This window comes from Sphingobacterium sp. UBA5996 (assembly GCF_002429765.1).
In the GTDB taxonomy this organism is placed as follows: Bacteria; Bacteroidota; Bacteroidia; order Sphingobacteriales; family Sphingobacteriaceae; genus Sphingobacterium.
On sequence record NZ_DJAS01000022.1, the window covers coordinates 40897 to 57289 of the forward strand.

Sequence of the window (16393 nt, forward strand, 5' to 3'; positions counted from 1 at the left end):
TGATGTCTTTAAAGCGGTTATGCTTTTTAAAAAAAGTGTTCATAAAAAAGGCGGATAACATTGCTGTTATTCGCCTTTACCATAAAAACACTATTCTACAAACCGTTCAACCAGCTATTAACCTCATCTTGTGTTTTTCCTGTTTTCTTTTGAAGTTTACCTACCAATTCATCTTCTTTACCCTCTGCGTATAGTAAATCATCATCTGTAAGATCTGCATATTGCTGTTTTACCTTACCTTTAATTTCGTTCCAACGACCTTTCCATGTTAATTCACTCATAATATTTTCCTTTCGTTTTTTATAGATATAACAGCCTACAGCTACAATCGTTTTAAAAAAAATGTTATCAAATGTTAAAAATATTCCCGCTCTTTTACTCCGTTGTATCGATTGTCGTTTCCTCTGCATCCAGCGGTGCTGGTGGGATCTCATCGACATTGCGTTCGATCTCCTGTGTCTCGACATGTACCGCAAATTCAGAAGGTTCTATAGGGATAGCCATCTCTGTCGCATATTCCCGCGTAAAGATCGCCCCAAAATAAAGAATTGCCGCCGTATAATACACCCAAAGCAGAATAAGCACAAATGAACCAGCCGCGCCATAGGTATCCTGAGTCGCTGATCGTTCCAAATAGATTCCGATCAGGTAGCGACCGATGACAAATAAAATGGCCGTAAACAAAGCACCTGCGCGCACGGTCTTCCATTGGATCTTTACATCCGGCAAGGTTTTAAAAATAACGCTAAAGAGTACTACAATGACGATAAAGGAAATGGCAAAATTGATTACATTCATCAACACAACAGTGATATCTGGAAAATAGCGTTGCAACTGCCCCGTTAAGGCCAAAATTATTCCATTGATAATCAATGTGACGACCAATAAAAAGCCCAGTCCGATCACAAGCGACGATGACAGCAATCGATCCTGAATCATTTTTAACCATCCTTTCTTGGGTTTTGGCCGCACGTGCCATATTTTATTAATGGAATTTTGCATATCGCCAAAAACAGTCGTGGCACCGATAATTAAGGTCACAATACTGATGACCAGTGCCATGTTTGACTTGCCCGATAATTGGAGGTTTTGGATGACCTCTTCGATCTGTTTAGCGGCATTGTTGCCTACCAATCCATTTAGTTCGTCAAAGACTTTTCCCTGAATTGCTTCGGCTCCATAGAATATTCCTGCCAATGAAATCATCAAAACCAAGATTGGGCCGATGGAAAAAACGGTGTAGTACGATAGAGACGCACTATATTTCATCGAGTCTTCATTCGTAAATCCGGATACGGTATTTTTTAATATCGTCCAATACGTCTGTAGCTTGCTTTTCTTTTCCTTTTTTACATCCATTGTATTTAGTGTTTTTAAGAAATAAACCCTTTAACGAGGCAGAACGTTTGTTTTTATGAGAAAATTTTGCATATCCTACGCCTTTATACAGGGTTAGCATACGGATCGACGACTATCATTCGAATTAAAATCACTCAAAATCAAGTACTAACACTTTTTTTATTATCATTAAAGAAATAAAGACAAACTAATGATTAATCTTTCGTGTTCCTCTTTACAAATAGTATGGGAAGGGAGACAGCATGGAGGAAAGCAGCATGGGAAGGAAAGCAGCATGGAAAGGAAAGCAGCATGGAAAGGAAAGCAGCATGGAAAGGAAGATAGCATAGGAAAGACGATAGCATGGGAAGGAAGACAGCATAGGAAGAAAAATAGTATAACGGAAAACAAAAAGCATAAAGGAAAAAATGAAAAGTAATCAGAACGACCCTAATATTTTAAATGACCTTATTAAAATCAACAATGACCGCATCGAAGGTTACGAGCTTGCCATTGACTTAGCTAATGAGCAGGGCGAAGGTGCCCATGAGGCTGTGTTCAAAGAACGTATTGCGCAGTCCGAAAAGTTTATCGCTGAACTCACTCCTTTGGTTGAGCTTGCCGGTCAATATGCGACGGACCGCACCAAATTGAGCGGCGAACTTTTTCGGCTATGGATGGTGATTAAATCAAAACTGTCGCGCGGTGATTTACAGGATTTATTGCAGCAATGCGAGCGTGGGGAAGCTGCTTTCAGCGAGGTGTATACCAAAGCACTCGAGGAAGCGGATAAGTTATCTGTGGGTGCTAAAAATCTGATTCAGATTCAACTCAGCCAGCAGCGGGAAGCGCATGAAAATATTAGAATTATGCGTGATATCTAAATCCAACGTTATTAAAAAGTTATTAAAAAGAAAGACTAGCCCATACACGGGTCAGTCTTCCTTTTTAATGTACCATGCGCTGCACAACGAATCAATTCCTTCTGTATAACGTCATCCGGGCTTAGGTACGGCTTACCCGTTAGCTCAGGTATGGCTCACCAATTATCTGTTCTAAATGGGGAAGCCAACAAATCTTCTTTGTTTACGAGGTTTGCATCGGCTGGATTATCAGCCCATGCATAACGTACGGCTACGGGATGGGATATATCCGGATGGCTAACAACGACTGTATTGCCGCTAATAACCGCATTTGCCCATCTAAATTGGCGGTTCTGTCCCGCAAGAGCAAAATGTTTTAGCACCTTGCCATCTCGGATCGCTAAACCACTTCCGACGTTGGTAAAAAAGATTAGGATTTTGTTCCCTTTGACTTCCATACGCTGATAAGATGGTCCTGCGCTGACCAATTTTTCACCATACACCAACTTCCGGGCAGCTAGCAGTAGCCGTGCAGCAAGGTCCTTTTTATTTAAAGGATGGATATCATTCCATTCACCAATATCGTAGTTGACTGTTAGCGCCGTATAGGGAACCTCTTTCGCTACTTTAAACTGTGCCTCCCGTATGCTCGCCCACCCCGATTCAGACGGACGTTCTTGCTGACGCATGTAGTTGGGCAACTGTACGAGCAAAAAGGGCAGCTGAGGCCGATTTAGTATGAGCCGCCAGTCTTTGATCAGCAGCTTAAGGTACTGCTCGTAGTTCTGGGGCGCATCTGAATTGGCTTCGCCCTGATACCAGATCACACCAGTCACTTCCACATCCTTCAATGGGTAGATCATACCCTGATAGAGCGTTGACCCGACTTCATTTTTATTTTTAAGTCGCGCGCGATAACTTTTGGATAACTCCATATCCACTCCGACCCGGTATTTCCATTGCCCTGCCAAATTGATTTCCTTATCATTTACAACCAGTTTATAGGACTTTCCCGCTACAAATCCGCCATTCCCACTATTTGAGCGAAGGCGTATCGTAACCAGATTTGAGCCTTCACGTAAAATGCCCGCTGGCACAGCATACTTACGCGGTGGATACATATAGCCTGTGGCTCCCACAAAATGTCCGTTTACAAATACCGAATCGCTGTCGATCATGGTGCCTAGATAGAGCATTCCGTATCGACCTGATAGGTCTGCGGGCAATTCAAACGACTTTCTGAAATATAGTACGCCCTTGCTATCCACTTGCTGCTCGCGCCACAAACCCGGTACCGTAAAGGTGGGCCAATCGCTATCGTCCCATTCGGGTTTTATCCAATCGTTGATACCTTGGTCACGTTCGGCGAAGCGCATACTGTCCAACGCTGGACGGTCAAGCAGCAGCTTCGGAAATTCCTTTAACTGCTCTTGGCTGATCCAGCTTTCGATGGTAGATCCACCGAGGCTGGAGACAAGCATACCGACGGGTACGCCGTTATGTGCATAGCTCTGCTGCGCATAGAAATAAGCCAGTGCGGTCCAATTCATGACTTCCGAAGCTACCGCGGAGCACCATCGCCCACCACTGGCAATTTCGCTTCGGTTTTCTAGCGCGTGCTGTGTTGGCACCTTAAAATAACGGATCATATGGTTGTTGGATGCGTTAATCTCCGGAAACCGTTCGACCAGCCGCGCGATTGGCGTTTCCATATTGGATTGTCCCGAGCAGAGCCACACGTCACCAATCAAGATATCCCGGACGGTAATTTCATTAACCTGTAGCATATAAGGACCACCCGCCTTTTGTGCGGGTAGCCTAACAGCCCAGTTGCCTGTAGCATCCGTCTCCGTCAGATAGTTTTTATCCCGGAAACGTACTGTTATTTTTTCACCAGGGTCTGCCCATCCCCAAATTTTCAGTTCCGTATCACGCTGCAATACCATGCGATCCGCAATCAGTGCGGGAAGCCGTATCGCTGCGGAAGAAACTCCGGCACAGAAGAGTAATGCTAACGATAGCAGAACAACACAAAATCGTCCTCTTTTTATTTTCATGCGATGGAATAGTATAGCGACAGAGGCATTGCTCCTGCCATCGTACGCGGATGGCAGGCGCAGCACGCCCATTAATTATAACCGGGATTTTGATAAGCTGCTTTTTCAGCTGCCGACATGTCCATAGCATCCAGCTGTCCCTGCGGAATAGGTCGCAGATAATGAAAAGGTTGTATGGATCGGGTAAAGGTCGCCGCTGTGTGGTCGCCAACATTAGAACCTGCAATGCGGTAGGTTTTGGCTATATCAGACCAGGTTTGGGTACGTACAAGATCATACCAGCGATAGCCCTCGCCATAAAACTCACGGGAACGTTCTGCCAGGATGTAGCTGAGTGTGATCTGCGCCGGTGTTGCTGCGATCATGTCGTCACGATGGTTGGCTTCCTTGGCCATGTTTCCATTGTTGTCCCAACGCCATACCCCCGCACGACCGCGGATGACATTAACCAGATCCCGAGCACTTTTACCTGCTTTGGTCGTAGCTCCTTTTACCGCTGCTTCGGCAGCGATAAAATACAACTCCGAGAATTTGGCAATATTAAACGGCCGAGTACTCCCCGCGTTAGGTTGCCCCAGACCATTGCCATTGTCCGTGCGGTAAGGTCCCAACTTCCAAAGCCCTGGATAAACGCGGCGGCTGATGCCCTCTGGAGAGATCACATAATCCGCACGACCTGGCAATACTCCAGCGCCGATACTACTCTTATAGGTTTTATTGTCGTAGTTGATAGGCGTCTGCGGTTCTTCATTCAAAAAAGTCAAGATCGCTTCCTTTGGTTTGACGGGCATATTATTGGCATTGAACAACGAAGGATTGCTAATATTGGCCTTATCCCAGTTGCCCCGGTATACTGTTGTAAAGGTGCCGTCGTAACGCGAATCGTTGGTTTTATCGGCAAAGGTTTCGGTGACCACATTGATGGTCGGTGCCATCCGTGTCCAAGGACGTCCCAGTGCTTGTGATGCCTCCCGTTGTACCGAATTGACGAGGTCGGCTGTAGCCCAGGCCGTTGTTTTCGAACTCGTCAGCGAAGGGTAGTTCCAGGTCATCATCCAGCCCGCAAAGTTATCCGGTGCACCACCGCTTCCATAGCTGAGACTTCCGCCATTGTACAGCTCACTGCTCTCGGTATGGTCGGCAAAGAGCAAGATTTCGTTGTTCCGGTCATTGGTTCCGACATTGACGTCATAGAACGTGGGCTGCAAAGCAAAAGGTCCTGGATTTTCTATTGCGCCGACCGCTATGTCGTAAGCCTGCTGGAAATACCATGCACTGGTCTTACCGTCAGGATCCGTGCGAGCGGTTTCGGGATAAGTGGGTATATTTTTAGGATTTTCCAGCCACCAGGCATAGGTCAGGTAGGCCTTTGCGAGATACAAGCGGGCAACAGTTTTTGTGGCAGCACCTTTTAAGCGCGGTGCTTCCGGCAAATCGCCGATCGCCTGCAGCAGATCAGGAAAGATGGCACGGGTATACACCTCAGCCACGGTATTGCGTGTTGATTTGCGCTCTACAGACGTACTATATTTGAGTTCGCCTCCACCCAGGTCGAGCGGCACGCCACCAAAGGTCTGCACGAGCAGGAAATAGTCAAATGCGCGAAAAAAATGCGCTTCGGCAATGATCGCCGGCGATGTACCTACTGCTGGTGCATTTTCGATGATGCCCGAAGCCATGTTGATGTTGGGCAGGGCGGCCTGCCACGCCACATCCGCCCGGCTATTTACAGCTGTCATGGTACTGAGACCTGAAAAGTCCATCACCTGAAAATTCTCGTCGGCGCTTTGAGCATATGTCACTTCATCTGTCCCTGTTAGACAGGCATTGTAATAATACGCCTGTCCATATATGTTGCGCAGGTGGGCATAAAGTCCCACGATACTGTTATTGATACCATTTGCTGTCTTAAAATCACCCGGTGTAAAGATTCCCCTGGGCTGTTCATCCAAAAATTTGGAGCAGCTGTTCATGCCGAGCATGAGTGAACCGACGCATAGTCCTATAATAAGTTTTGAATTGAAAGTTTTCATGCCTGAATGTTTTAAAATGAAAGATTTAATCCCAAAATATAACTTCTCATTGCTGGCGTATTGGTCCCCACCACAAGGATTCTTCTCAGGCCACCCACGGCCACATTTTCGTCTCCATAAGAATTGGGTTCTGGATCGCCGCCCGACTCCTTATTGTAGGGCGAGAAGAGAACAAATGGGTTTTCCACCGTCGCATATACGCGCAGACGGCCGATCCCCATGCGTTCTACCCATTTCTGTTTAAAATTGTAGCCCATGCTGATTGTGCGCACCTTTACATAAGAGGCATCAAAATAGCCCAGGGTACTGCCATATTTGGGATTGTCACCACTTTGTATGCCTCCTGGCTTAGGATATTTGGCATCCGTACGGTCTTCACGCCAGTACTCTACACTCACATTGTTGCCTGAGCGGGTATTCAGCTGGTTTAGATAACCGGTGCTACCATAGAGCGAACTGATTAGTGTACCGCCGTTCTGGAAAGTTCCCACCACATTCAGGTCGACATTTTTATAAGCCAGACGCGTGTTGAAGCCTCCCAGAAAATTGGGTTGAATATTAATGATCTGACGGTCTGCTGCACCAATGGCACGTGTTGGTGCCCCCTTCTCGTCGTACTCACCGGTATATTCCACTTTGATCATCCCTACATTGCCGCCTGGCTCAAGAATATCCCTGTATGGATCATCCTGTTGCCATAGTCCAATCTTTTTATAGTCAAAGATGACGTCTATTGGATGGCCTACAAACCACTGGTTGCCTTCATCACGCTGACTTCCAGAGGTCAGTTCAACGAGTTTATTGCGATTGGCATACAGGTTGACCCCCACATCCCATTTCCAGCCACTTTCGTTGTCGATCACCGCGCCATTGAGGGAAAGCTCAAAGCCTTTGTTCTGTGTTTTTCCGATGTTGGCCATATAACTTCCTCCCCCGTTGGTCGGTGGCAGCCCCACACGCAACAGAATATTGTCTGTATTCTGAACATAGTACTCGAAAGTACCGCTCAGCCTGTTCTTGAAAAGTCCGAAATCCAAACCATAGTTATAGGTTTTGGAAAACTCCCATCCCAAGATCGGGTTAGGTAATTCAGACATGTAATAACCCGTCAGGAATTGCGTATCAAAATTATACGGTCTTGTGCTCAGGAGCCCAAGCGTTTTGTACGGATCGACAGCCTGGTTGGAGGTCTCGCCATAGCCTAGTCGCAGCTTAAGCTGATTTACCCAGGATACTGACGACATAAACTTTTCGTTGTGAACGTTCCAACCTGCTGAAATCGCTGGATAAGTATGCCATTTGTGCCCCGGCGCCAAGCGCGAAGAACCGTCGCGGCGCATGGTCATCGTTAGCATATAGCGGTTGTCGAAAGTATACATGGCGCGGCCCATTAAAGACATCAGGCTACTTTTGGCATAGCCCTGCTGATTGGGATCTACGATAATCTCCCCCTGAGCACGGCCAAGGTTATAGAACTGGAAGGCATCGATTGGAATATCGCGTGCCGATATGAGCGTACTGTTGCCTGTATTCTGTTCGGCCGAATACAATGCCACAAGGTTTAGATTATGTTTTTGCGCAAAGGTGCGGTCGTAGGTCAGGAGGTTTTCCATGACCCACTGTACGGTTCTGCCGTTTGCGACCGAAGCAGTGGACACATTATCGGGCGTACCGCTAAAGACTCCCTGCCCTGTGTAACTTCCGTCATTGTTCTGGCGGAAATTAAGTCCAAGATTGGTGCGGTAAGTCAGTCCTTCTACGCCAGGAATCTGGATTTCACCGTACATATTATTGTACGAACCAAACACACGATGCTGGTTGATGTAACTATCCCCCAGTGCTTCATAGGACTGGCGGGTATGTACCCATTGTTGTCCAGAAATCTGCTGTTGGATTCGCGGCTTCAAGCTGCCGTCCGCATTAAAAGGATTAGCAATCGGTGTCGCGCTGAGCACACCAAAAAGCCCCAGATTATTGCCGTTGGTGATACTATAGCTCTGGTTGAGGTTAAACCCAAATTTAAATATTTTACCTACCTGCTGGTCCAACGCTGCACGTAAATTGTATCGGGTATAGTTCTGCAAGGGTACCACGCCTTCGTCGCGAAAGTAACCCGCTCCGAAATTGTAGTTGCCCTTTTCTGCTCCGCCGTTGACACTGATATCGTGGCTATTGACCATTCCATTTTTGTAAAAGAGATCTTGCCAATCGGTATTGGTATCGTCCGACTCATCGAGGGTATTCTGAAATTGTCCCACATAGCGGCGCATTTCGGCAAATTCCGGACCAGACATCATCGGATATTTGGAAAACACGGAGCGCAGTCCCGTAAAACCGTTATAGGCCAATTGTGCCGCCTGTCCCATACGACCTTTATTAGTTGTTACCAGGATGACACCATTTGCACCACGCGAACCGTAGATGGCTGTTGCCGAAGCATCTTTCAGCACATCGACACTTTTGATGTCTGCCGGATTAATGTCGGAAATGGAGCCAGCAAATGGAATTCCATCGAGTACGATAAGTGGGTTGTTATCGGCAGTCAGCGAGCGTGTACCCCGGATGCGGATCTGCATTGGCGATCCCGGTTTTGACGAGTTCTGCTGCATATTGACTCCGGCAATACGTCCCTGTAAGGCACGGCTAATATTGGCGGCAGGCACTTCGTTCATGGTGGCGCCACTTACCGAAGCCACTGATCCAGTGACGGCCTCTTTACGCTGGGTACCATAACCGATGACCACTACCTCCTCCATGGCAATATCATCAGCCTGCAGGGTCACCTGCACCATTCCGCTGCCAGGTACTTTGACTTCGGTCGTTTTGTAACCTACATTGGTAAAAACCAGTGTGGAACCACTGCTCGCCTCGATGGCGAATGCACCACTTCTGTCGGTGATGGAACTTTTGGTGCCGCCCTTAACAGATACGGTCACCCCTTCAATGGGCTGTCTCTTCGGATCCGAAACCAGGCCCTTTACCAATTTATCTTGTGCAAAAGCCAACTGCAGGGCTGCCAGCAAAAAGAGCAAGGGCAGAATACACTGTAATGCTCTTTTTCGTTGCACAGAAATAATAAATCTCGTCATTCTCATAATTTAGGGATTTAAGAAAATTTTGTTTTCACTTCTGTTTATAATCGTTATTTTAATACTTCTTTTTTAGGTCAATGCAGCTACCTGATTTTATTGGCTGAGGTACTGTACAGACCAATCAGCGCACCTGTAAAACCGCCAGCGACGTCTGTCGACAGGATATCGCCCGATACCGTATTGCCGATATGCTTAAACTGGCCGGGTGCCAGGGCATAGGCAAATTGATAGGCATCGCCAATCGCCTTGACCTTTAGTTGCACAGCCCCTTTTTGATTGATCTTCTCCTTCGCGAGGATCTTGGTGCTACCGTTCTCATTTCTCGCCAGCACGATATAGTTTTCTTTGCCCAGTTTTGTCAGGCCCAGCACATAATGGTATTTTTCACTCTGCAGACAGGTGATGCCTGCGAGATCCGAGGGCGCAGATGGCACATAGTTTAGCGATACTGTGCTCTCAAAGTTTTTATGCTGTTGTCTGTAAAAGAGGGCGGATAATGGCTTTTGCTCACTGATATCGATAGCATATGGCTTTAGGATTGTCCCTTTATCGGACTGCTGTACAAATTTTTCGCGGGCTCCGCGCAGAGCAACCCAACGGTGGTCGAGCTTCGCTGCAGTCAACGGGTCGGCGAACGTAAAATTCCCATTGGGAAAATAACCGGGAGCATTCCCTTTGTTTTCCACACCGGCAGGCATTGGAACACTAGGTTTAAGTGGCTCCATGCCGCCTTGAAAGATAGGCCATTCGCCGGACCAATCTACGGGGAGGATAAATGTTTCCCGTCCCGTGTTGACCCGGTTGACTTCATTGGGTCTGACGCCAAGAAATATACCATACCACGATCCACCCGGACCTTCAACTAAGTCGGCGTGGCCCGCCCATTCCACCGGATTGAGCCTAGTTTTATCGAGATGTCGCTGTGAGAGTATCGGATTTTTGGGTGCCGGGGTATAAGGCCCTGCAACCTGTTCGCTCGAAAAGATGACTTCGCTGTGATCGCTACCCGTCCCACCTTCTGCACACATCAGGTAATACTTTCCTGCTTTTTTGTAAATATGTGGGCCTTCGATCCAGATGGGATTGTCCGCAGGATGCACGCCGCCATCCACCAATATGAGTTCACTCCCTTTAATGACCTGATCCTTCTCTGTGTCGTATTCCCAGAGTTTGATGACACGATGCCCCTCATAGCGCAGCTTACCTTTATCTGGCGCATCGTTGTGCACCACATAGGCTTTGCCATCATCATCAAAGAATAGTGCCGGATCAATGCCATCAAAATCCAGCTTGATTGGATCGGACCAGTTTCCAGCTTTGGGGTCTTTGGTTTTGACGACCATATTTCCGATGCCCGATGCAATTTGGGTCGTAATCATGTAGAATGTGTCGTTGTGCCGATTGTACACGATATCCGGGGCATATATTCCCTCGCTAATTCCTGATGTCCCCACTTTTAGCTGCGATTCGCGGTCGAGAACATGCCCCAGCTGTTTCCAGTTGACCAGATCAACCGAGTGGAAGATCGGAACACCGGGGAACATCGAAAAGGAGGAATTCACCAGATAGTAATCATCGCCTTTACGCGTAATACTCGGATCGGGATAACACCCCTGAAGAATAGGCGAATAAAACTGTCCCGGCTTTAACGGGTTTTCCTTATAAACTGCGTCTTCACCTTTGTAGACAAAATCCGAAAATACAGGTCCAGAAAGACGATCTTTCTGCGGTTTTCTTTTATACTCTTTTGTACTGAATGCCGTTAATGTCGCCAATATAACGACGGACATGCCCAGCATGATTTTCCCTTTCCGCTTTAACATGATTGGTTTATTTATAATTTGGTTTATCTGATTACAAACATACTTTTAAGTGTATTTACAACAATTAAAATATGTAACAAAAGCATTTCAATTTGTTACGTTCTTCCGTTCGCCAAGGGCCAATACTGGTTTTCTGACGGTTTTATTTCTATGAATAGGGTTAATAATTTAATCTAGCGGAGCTAATTATGGTGTTTAAGATTTAGTTTAATTTTTTTCAATTCGTCCAGCTTATGCACCGGTTGCTCCAGGGTAGGCGGAATGGGCATTCTGGAGTAAGTCTGAAAATACAACAGGCAGGCATCGCGCCACCATACGGCATCCTTTGCCTGGATTTTTAATTTTGCCTGCACGTCCTCAAAGCGTTCCGCATCCACCTTGTGTTCAAGACCATCCCATACACGCTGAACATACCGTACCTGATTCACCCCCTCCTGATAGGCATAGCACAGGTTATCCCATAAGGAGCGACCATTTTTCATGCTGTAGCCCCAGGGTACATGGTGAAACCAGAGCAAATATTTTTCAGGGCAGCTGCTCACCGCTGCAAACTGCTCCTGGAGTGGGCTATGGTACTGTGCAACGGCATTGCTGCCCGATGCTGTCCGGTCAAATCCGATCCCCAGCGAATCTGCATTATGGTAATACCAAGGCATCCAATCGGGTCTTCCACCGGGAATATCGCCCCAGGGTTCGGGACCATAGTGGTGTTCGAAAGCGAATATATGGTGCAGGCCCAGCGGCATCATGTAGTTGACTGCTGCCTCACGCGATTCCAGCATCACCTTCGACAGTCGAGCTATGAGGGTCGGATCTGGCGAAAAGGTTGAAGCGAGCCACTCCCGCGCCACGCTATCGCTGGATAAGTCGCTGTTCCAAGCTAACCTTCCAAAGGCGTACCAGTTGGCTTGGGCAAAGTGGTGACCACACCAATTGCGGTCCTCGCCGATGTTGGCAACACCCGCAATCGCCGATAGCCGTGGATTCGGCCCTTTTTGCGTTAGACCCGCCACCGTACTCGCTTCCTTTCGTGTATAGGTTTCGGCATCGAGCGTCTCCTTAAACAGCGGAGCGAGGTATACCAGGTGATTAGAAAACCCGAGGTACTCCTGAGTGATCTGAAATTCGACCATCTGGCTTGTCTTGGGCATCGCTCCAAACAATGGATTAAACGGTTCACGCGGCTGGAAATCGATGGGCCCATTTTTGATTTGTAGGATCACATTGTCGTCAAACTTGCCGTCTAGTGGCACAAACTCTTGATAAGCCTGTTTGGCGCGATCCTCGGCCGAGGGATTATACACAAAAGCACGCCACAAAACCAACCCCTTGTGTGGTTTCAGCGCAGTGGCCAGCATATTAGCGCCATCGGCATGCGTCCGGCCATAATCCTGTGGTCCAGGCTGTCCCTCTGAATTGGCCTTCACTAGAAAGCCACCAAAATCAGGTATGATGCTATAAATCGCATCTGCCTTGTCTTTCCACCAACGTGCCACAGCGGGATTCAGCGGATCCGAATCCTGCAGATTGCCCAGAATCGCCGGCGCCGAAAAATTAATGGACAGAAACACACGGATACCGTAAGGACGGAAGCTATCCGCCAACGCCTTTACCTTCTCTATATAGTCTTCGCGCAGGATCAGGGGCGACGCATTGACGTTATTGAGCACAACCGCATTGATACCAATCGAGGCATTTGCACGCGCATATTCGACGTAGCGAGGCGACTTCAATGCAGGTAATTCGTCCCACTTCCAAAGCGAGTATCCGGCATAGCCCCGTTCAACTGTACCGTCCAGATTATCCCAATGGTTGAGCATGCGTAAGTGGTAACTCGGCGTTTCAACGATATCTAGCTGTGTAAGCTCACTCCCGATCTGCTGTAACCGCAGTAAGTGATAAGCTCCGTAGAGCAGGCCGGTACTGCTGCCTGCACGAATAATCGTCTTACCCGCTACCGACCGGATACGATATCCGTCAGGCTGGTATTCTGGCCATTTTTTATCCAGCACGAGCGCTACATCACCTCTGCGCCAGTAGTGCTGTAACTCCTGGACTGCGGTATTGGCCACAGGATCACGGAGTGAGCAGTGAATTTTGCGCAGTGCAGCTTCTCTATCGGCGACCTTGGTGTAGCGCAACCACAGTTGGCTGCCATCTTCTGCCTGACCTACCAGATAGCACAACACGGCTAACAATAGGCAGACCCCATATCGGATCACCTGTCCCATCAGCTTCCCTCCACCGCTAGCATACCAACCGTACTCGGGTATGCAATTTCAATTATTTGTACGTTACGTCCACCTCTTGATCCATCCAGATTACGCCTGAAGTTAGGTAGTAAGTAATGTGCGTTGTTTTCCATGACTACAATTATTTTTTTATTAATATTTATTTACTATCCGTGTCGATCAACGGCGCGGTTGCGCTCTGCCGCGGACCGAGATAAGAGGGTTTCAGCCCCCCAAAATCGATGAGTATGCGCTGCAACACGATTCCCTGATCCAAGAAGCGGATTCGAAGGGTATGTTCTCCCGGCAGCAAGCTGTGTACCGACACACTTTCGATGATACGGCGTGCCTGCCACTGTCCGAGTTCGCCCTTGTAATGTCCATTAAAATTGACCAGTTTTTCGGGACCGCCGTCAATGGAAATCGCATAGCGCAGCCCACGGTTTCCATTGAAATTGAGCGTGGGCGACAATAGTGCTATGATCTTTGCTTCTCGCTTTTCTTTTACGCGAATCTTGTATTCTAGGGCGGTGTTATTTCCGAGGCTAGCTGTAACAGGTTGTGTTGTCATGGCCGACACGGTCTTTCCCAGGTCTGGAATCTCCACCCATTTTACCCCCGGTGCACTGCTTGCTACAGCATAGCTTGCGGCCTCCATTGCTATATAGCCATCGGTCTCGCTAAATACCTTCGGCGAACGGTGAACTGCAGTATCCGCCAAATAGTGAACAGCAGGCATAATAGCCTTAGGCGGTTCATTCCAGCTGCTGTAGCCGATGCGCACCTGATCCATCATGTGGATCCATTTCCCTTTGGCAATGGAATGGTTGTAATGATGGGTAAAAAGTGAATCGCGCAGAAAGCAAGCCTTTACCTTATCGGCCCAGTCATTTGCCCTGCGATCGTTTCTCGCGTAATAGTAGTCGTTCATCGCTTTAGCATGGTACATCTCATACAGGTTCGCGCAGGCGTTGATTGGAAAAGCCACAAGCTGATCGAAGGCATCCTTTAGGGAATCTGGCAGCAAGTAATGAAGTCGCGAGGCTTCCATGGCCAACCTGTTGTAATCGTTGACAACACTGTCAAATTCGTTATAATGTGTGAGGCTAAACGTGCGTTCGTTCAGCAGTTCGGGGGTAACCCGATGGTTATATTTGGTATAGCGGTTGATCATGCTGGCCGCTTCCGTGGCATACGCTTCGCCAAACTGCTGCCTACACCATTCGCGGGTGTAGTCCATCAGGTTATTGGCGTTAAACCTGTCGGGATTCCAGGCCATATCCAGAAAAAATGAAATGGGGAATTCCATGGGCTTAAGGTCGCCGACATTAACGATCCAGATTCTGTCTACGCCATGTCTATAGGTGAGGTTCATCTGCTCCCATATCCGCTGTATCTGGGACACATTGATCCATTTCGTATTGCGGGGGGCACCCACATAATCAAAATGGTAATACATGCCATAACCGCCCTTTCGTGGCGTGGCATTCGAATCGGGCAGCTTGCGTACGTTGCCCCAATTGTCATCACAAAGCAGTAGCGTTACATCGTCCGGCACCCGCATGCCTTTATCATAATAGTCCTGTACTTCTTTGTATAAAGCCCACAGCTGTGGTGTCTCTGCTGCCGGTCGCCCTGTGGCTTCCGCAATCAAGCGTCGCTGATCGCGAACGATCTGCTCCAGCAGACTGACATTTTGCTTTTCACTCATGGGTTCATCGCCGTCACCGCGCATGGCAATGGTCAGGATAGACTCCCAGTTTCGTGCACGTTCTATACCACTACGCCAAAACTTCTGCAATCCGACTTTATTTTTAGCATAGTCCCAGGCTCCACCATTGCCGTAGCGTTTCCATTCCGCCTGCGCCCTAGCCATCGGCTCGTGGTGCGACGTACCCATGATAATACCCATTTCATCCGCCAGTGGTCCATTTTTTGGATCATCATCATAAAAAGCACTCCCCCACATTGCAGGCCAGAGGTAATTGGCTTTCAGCCGTAATAGCAGTTCGAATACCTTTTCATAAAAATCTGCATTAAATCCACCGAACGTCGCCTTGGACCAACCACTTAATGCCGGTGCTTCATCATTCAGGAAAATACCGCGGTAGTTCACCTTTGGTTCCCCCTGCGTGTAGAGACCTGGCTTGGCGTACAATGCGGTTGCTCTGCGGATTGGCACATCTGCCCAGTAATACCAGGGTGAAACACCAATTTGGGCCGACAGCTCATAAATGCCGTAGATTGTACCACGTTTGTCGCTGCCGGCGATAACCAGCGCTGAATCAATGCCCCATAAGGGCTTATTGACCACCGTCATTATAAACTTTTCCCGCTTTCCGGCAAGCGCACTGCTGTCCAAAAGACCTTTATGCATGAGACTGTCAATCAGGCTCGAGTTGCCATAGGTACCTATAATGATGTTGGAGCGCCCGTTTTTTTGCTGGTCGGGCCCATGCCCCGTAACCTGTATAAAATCTTTTTTTAGATTTTCGAAAGCCCGCAATACACCCTTGTGATCTTGCGGATCGACAAGCATAGGTATACGCACCCCATTATTGACTAAAGCCAGGAAACCGGGACCGGACTCGCGGGCTATAAAATCCCGTGCCACCGTATCTTTGGTAGTAGACAACACAGCATGGGCATTGCCTCCACAGCAGTAGATCAGCACAGCGACCAAAAACACTCGCCAATAGCGGTGATGAGTAAACATGATGATTTCCATTATAATTGGTTTTTTCCTTTCCTGAATTCAGCACATACAGTAACCCACTCCCAATGCTAAGTACTAGCACAGCAAGGGATGTTGCATGATGATCATTTTTCAGCAACCTAAAAGTAGTACTCTTAATGAGTCGCCGCATTTGTAACTGTTACATTCCCTTTGGCCATTGTTGCAACGCCTTGCATTGACGTTTCATATTTATTTCAATTTGTTACATCGGCGTGTAAA

11 protein-coding genes are annotated in these 16393 nt (G+C 47.8%); 2 read left to right on the forward strand and 9 right to left on the reverse strand.

Annotation, left to right across the window (positions count from 1 at the left end):
- Window positions 1-95: 95 nt before the first annotated feature.
- A complete protein-coding gene (locus B3E00_RS16615) occupies window positions 96-281 on the reverse strand; it encodes a CsbD family protein (protein ID WP_046675215.1) in 186 nt (61 codons plus the stop codon).
- 94 nt (window positions 282-375) lie between these two features.
- Complete coding sequence (locus B3E00_RS16620; RefSeq protein ID WP_209575065.1) at window positions 376-1359, reverse strand: YihY/virulence factor BrkB family protein; 984 nt, start codon at window positions 1357-1359, stop codon at window positions 376-378.
- A gap of 190 nt (window positions 1360-1549) precedes the next feature.
- On the opposite strand from B3E00_RS16620, the gene B3E00_RS16625 reads away from it, so the two are divergent.
- Together B3E00_RS16625 and B3E00_RS16630 are read left to right on the forward strand one after the other, a co-directional pair.
- Entirely contained in the window at window positions 1550-1777 is a 228-nt protein-coding gene (locus B3E00_RS16625; protein WP_293939355.1) for a hypothetical protein, read from the forward strand.
- The gene (locus tag B3E00_RS16630) at window positions 1767-2222 is read left to right on the forward strand and encodes a PA2169 family four-helix-bundle protein (RefSeq protein WP_209575067.1); all 456 of its coding nucleotides are present in this window, start codon (window positions 1767-1769) and stop codon (window positions 2220-2222) included. The genes B3E00_RS16625 and B3E00_RS16630 overlap by 11 nt, the downstream gene beginning before the upstream one ends.
- 155 nt (window positions 2223-2377) lie before the next feature.
- Here the strand turns inward: B3E00_RS16630 and B3E00_RS16635 are convergent, their stop codons facing one another.
- The 7 genes from B3E00_RS16635 to B3E00_RS16665 all read right to left on the reverse strand — a co-directional run bounded on the left by B3E00_RS16635 (window position 2378) and on the right by B3E00_RS16665 (window position 16165).
- Complete coding sequence (locus tag B3E00_RS16635; protein ID WP_293939356.1) at window positions 2378-4258, reverse strand: sialate O-acetylesterase; 1881 nt, start codon at window positions 4256-4258, stop codon at window positions 2378-2380.
- A gap of 71 nt (window positions 4259-4329) precedes the next feature.
- Complete coding sequence (locus B3E00_RS16640) at window positions 4330-6291, reverse strand: RagB/SusD family nutrient uptake outer membrane protein (protein ID WP_293939357.1); 1962 nt, start codon at window positions 6289-6291, stop codon at window positions 4330-4332.
- 11 nt (window positions 6292-6302) lie between these two features.
- Entirely contained in the window at window positions 6303-9386 is a 3084-nt protein-coding gene (locus B3E00_RS16645; protein ID WP_293939358.1) for a SusC/RagA family TonB-linked outer membrane protein, read from the reverse strand.
- An 80-nt stretch (window positions 9387-9466) separates the two neighbouring features.
- On the reverse strand, window positions 9467-11206 hold the full coding sequence (locus B3E00_RS16650; protein WP_293939359.1) for a glycoside hydrolase family 43 protein: 1740 nt from the start codon (window positions 11204-11206) through the stop codon (window positions 9467-9469).
- A 182-nt stretch (window positions 11207-11388) separates the two neighbouring features.
- Window positions 11389-13437, reverse strand: a complete 2049-nt coding sequence (locus B3E00_RS16655) for an alpha-glucuronidase (protein WP_293939361.1) — start codon at window positions 13435-13437, stop codon at window positions 11389-11391.
- Window positions 13437-13571 carry a hypothetical protein gene (locus tag B3E00_RS16660; RefSeq protein ID WP_293884935.1) on the reverse strand — a complete coding sequence of 45 codons (135 nt, stop codon included), beginning with the start codon at window positions 13569-13571 and terminating at the stop codon, window positions 13437-13439. The genes B3E00_RS16655 and B3E00_RS16660 overlap by 1 nt, the downstream gene beginning before the upstream one ends.
- Before the next feature lie 26 nt (window positions 13572-13597).
- Entirely contained in the window at window positions 13598-16165 is a 2568-nt protein-coding gene (locus tag B3E00_RS16665) for a glycosyl hydrolase 115 family protein (RefSeq protein ID WP_293939363.1), read from the reverse strand.
- Window positions 16166-16393: the final 228 nt, after the last annotated feature.

Excerpts from the sequence above, each read along its gene's own strand:
- B3E00_RS16615 (WP_046675215.1), bottom strand. The coding sequence starts at position 281 with ATGAGTGAATTAACATGGAAAGGTCGTTGGAACGAAATTAAAGGTAAG.
- B3E00_RS16620 (WP_209575065.1), bottom strand. The coding sequence starts at position 1,359 with ATGGATGTAAAAAAGGAAAAGAAAAGCAAGCTACAGACGTATTGGACG.
- B3E00_RS16625 (WP_293939355.1), top strand. The coding sequence starts at position 1,550 with ATGATTAATCTTTCGTGTTCCTCTTTACAAATAGTATGGGAAGGGAGA.
- B3E00_RS16630 (WP_209575067.1), top strand. The coding sequence starts at position 1,767 with ATGAAAAGTAATCAGAACGACCCTAATATTTTAAATGACCTTATTAAA.
- B3E00_RS16635 (WP_293939356.1), bottom strand. The coding sequence starts at position 4,258 with ATGAAAATAAAAAGAGGACGATTTTGTGTTGTTCTGCTATCGTTAGCA.
- B3E00_RS16640 (WP_293939357.1), bottom strand. The coding sequence starts at position 6,291 with ATGAAAACTTTCAATTCAAAACTTATTATAGGACTATGCGTCGGTTCA.
- B3E00_RS16645 (WP_293939358.1), bottom strand. The coding sequence starts at position 9,386 with ATGAGAATGACGAGATTTATTATTTCTGTGCAACGAAAAAGAGCATTA.
- B3E00_RS16650 (WP_293939359.1), bottom strand. The coding sequence starts at position 11,206 with ATGTTAAAGCGGAAAGGGAAAATCATGCTGGGCATGTCCGTCGTTATA.
- B3E00_RS16655 (WP_293939361.1), bottom strand. The coding sequence starts at position 13,437 with ATGGGACAGGTGATCCGATATGGGGTCTGCCTATTGTTAGCCGTGTTG.
- B3E00_RS16660 (WP_293884935.1), bottom strand. The coding sequence starts at position 13,571 with ATGGAAAACAACGCACATTACTTACTACCTAACTTCAGGCGTAATCTG.
- B3E00_RS16665 (WP_293939363.1), bottom strand. The coding sequence starts at position 16,165 with ATGGAAATCATCATGTTTACTCATCACCGCTATTGGCGAGTGTTTTTG.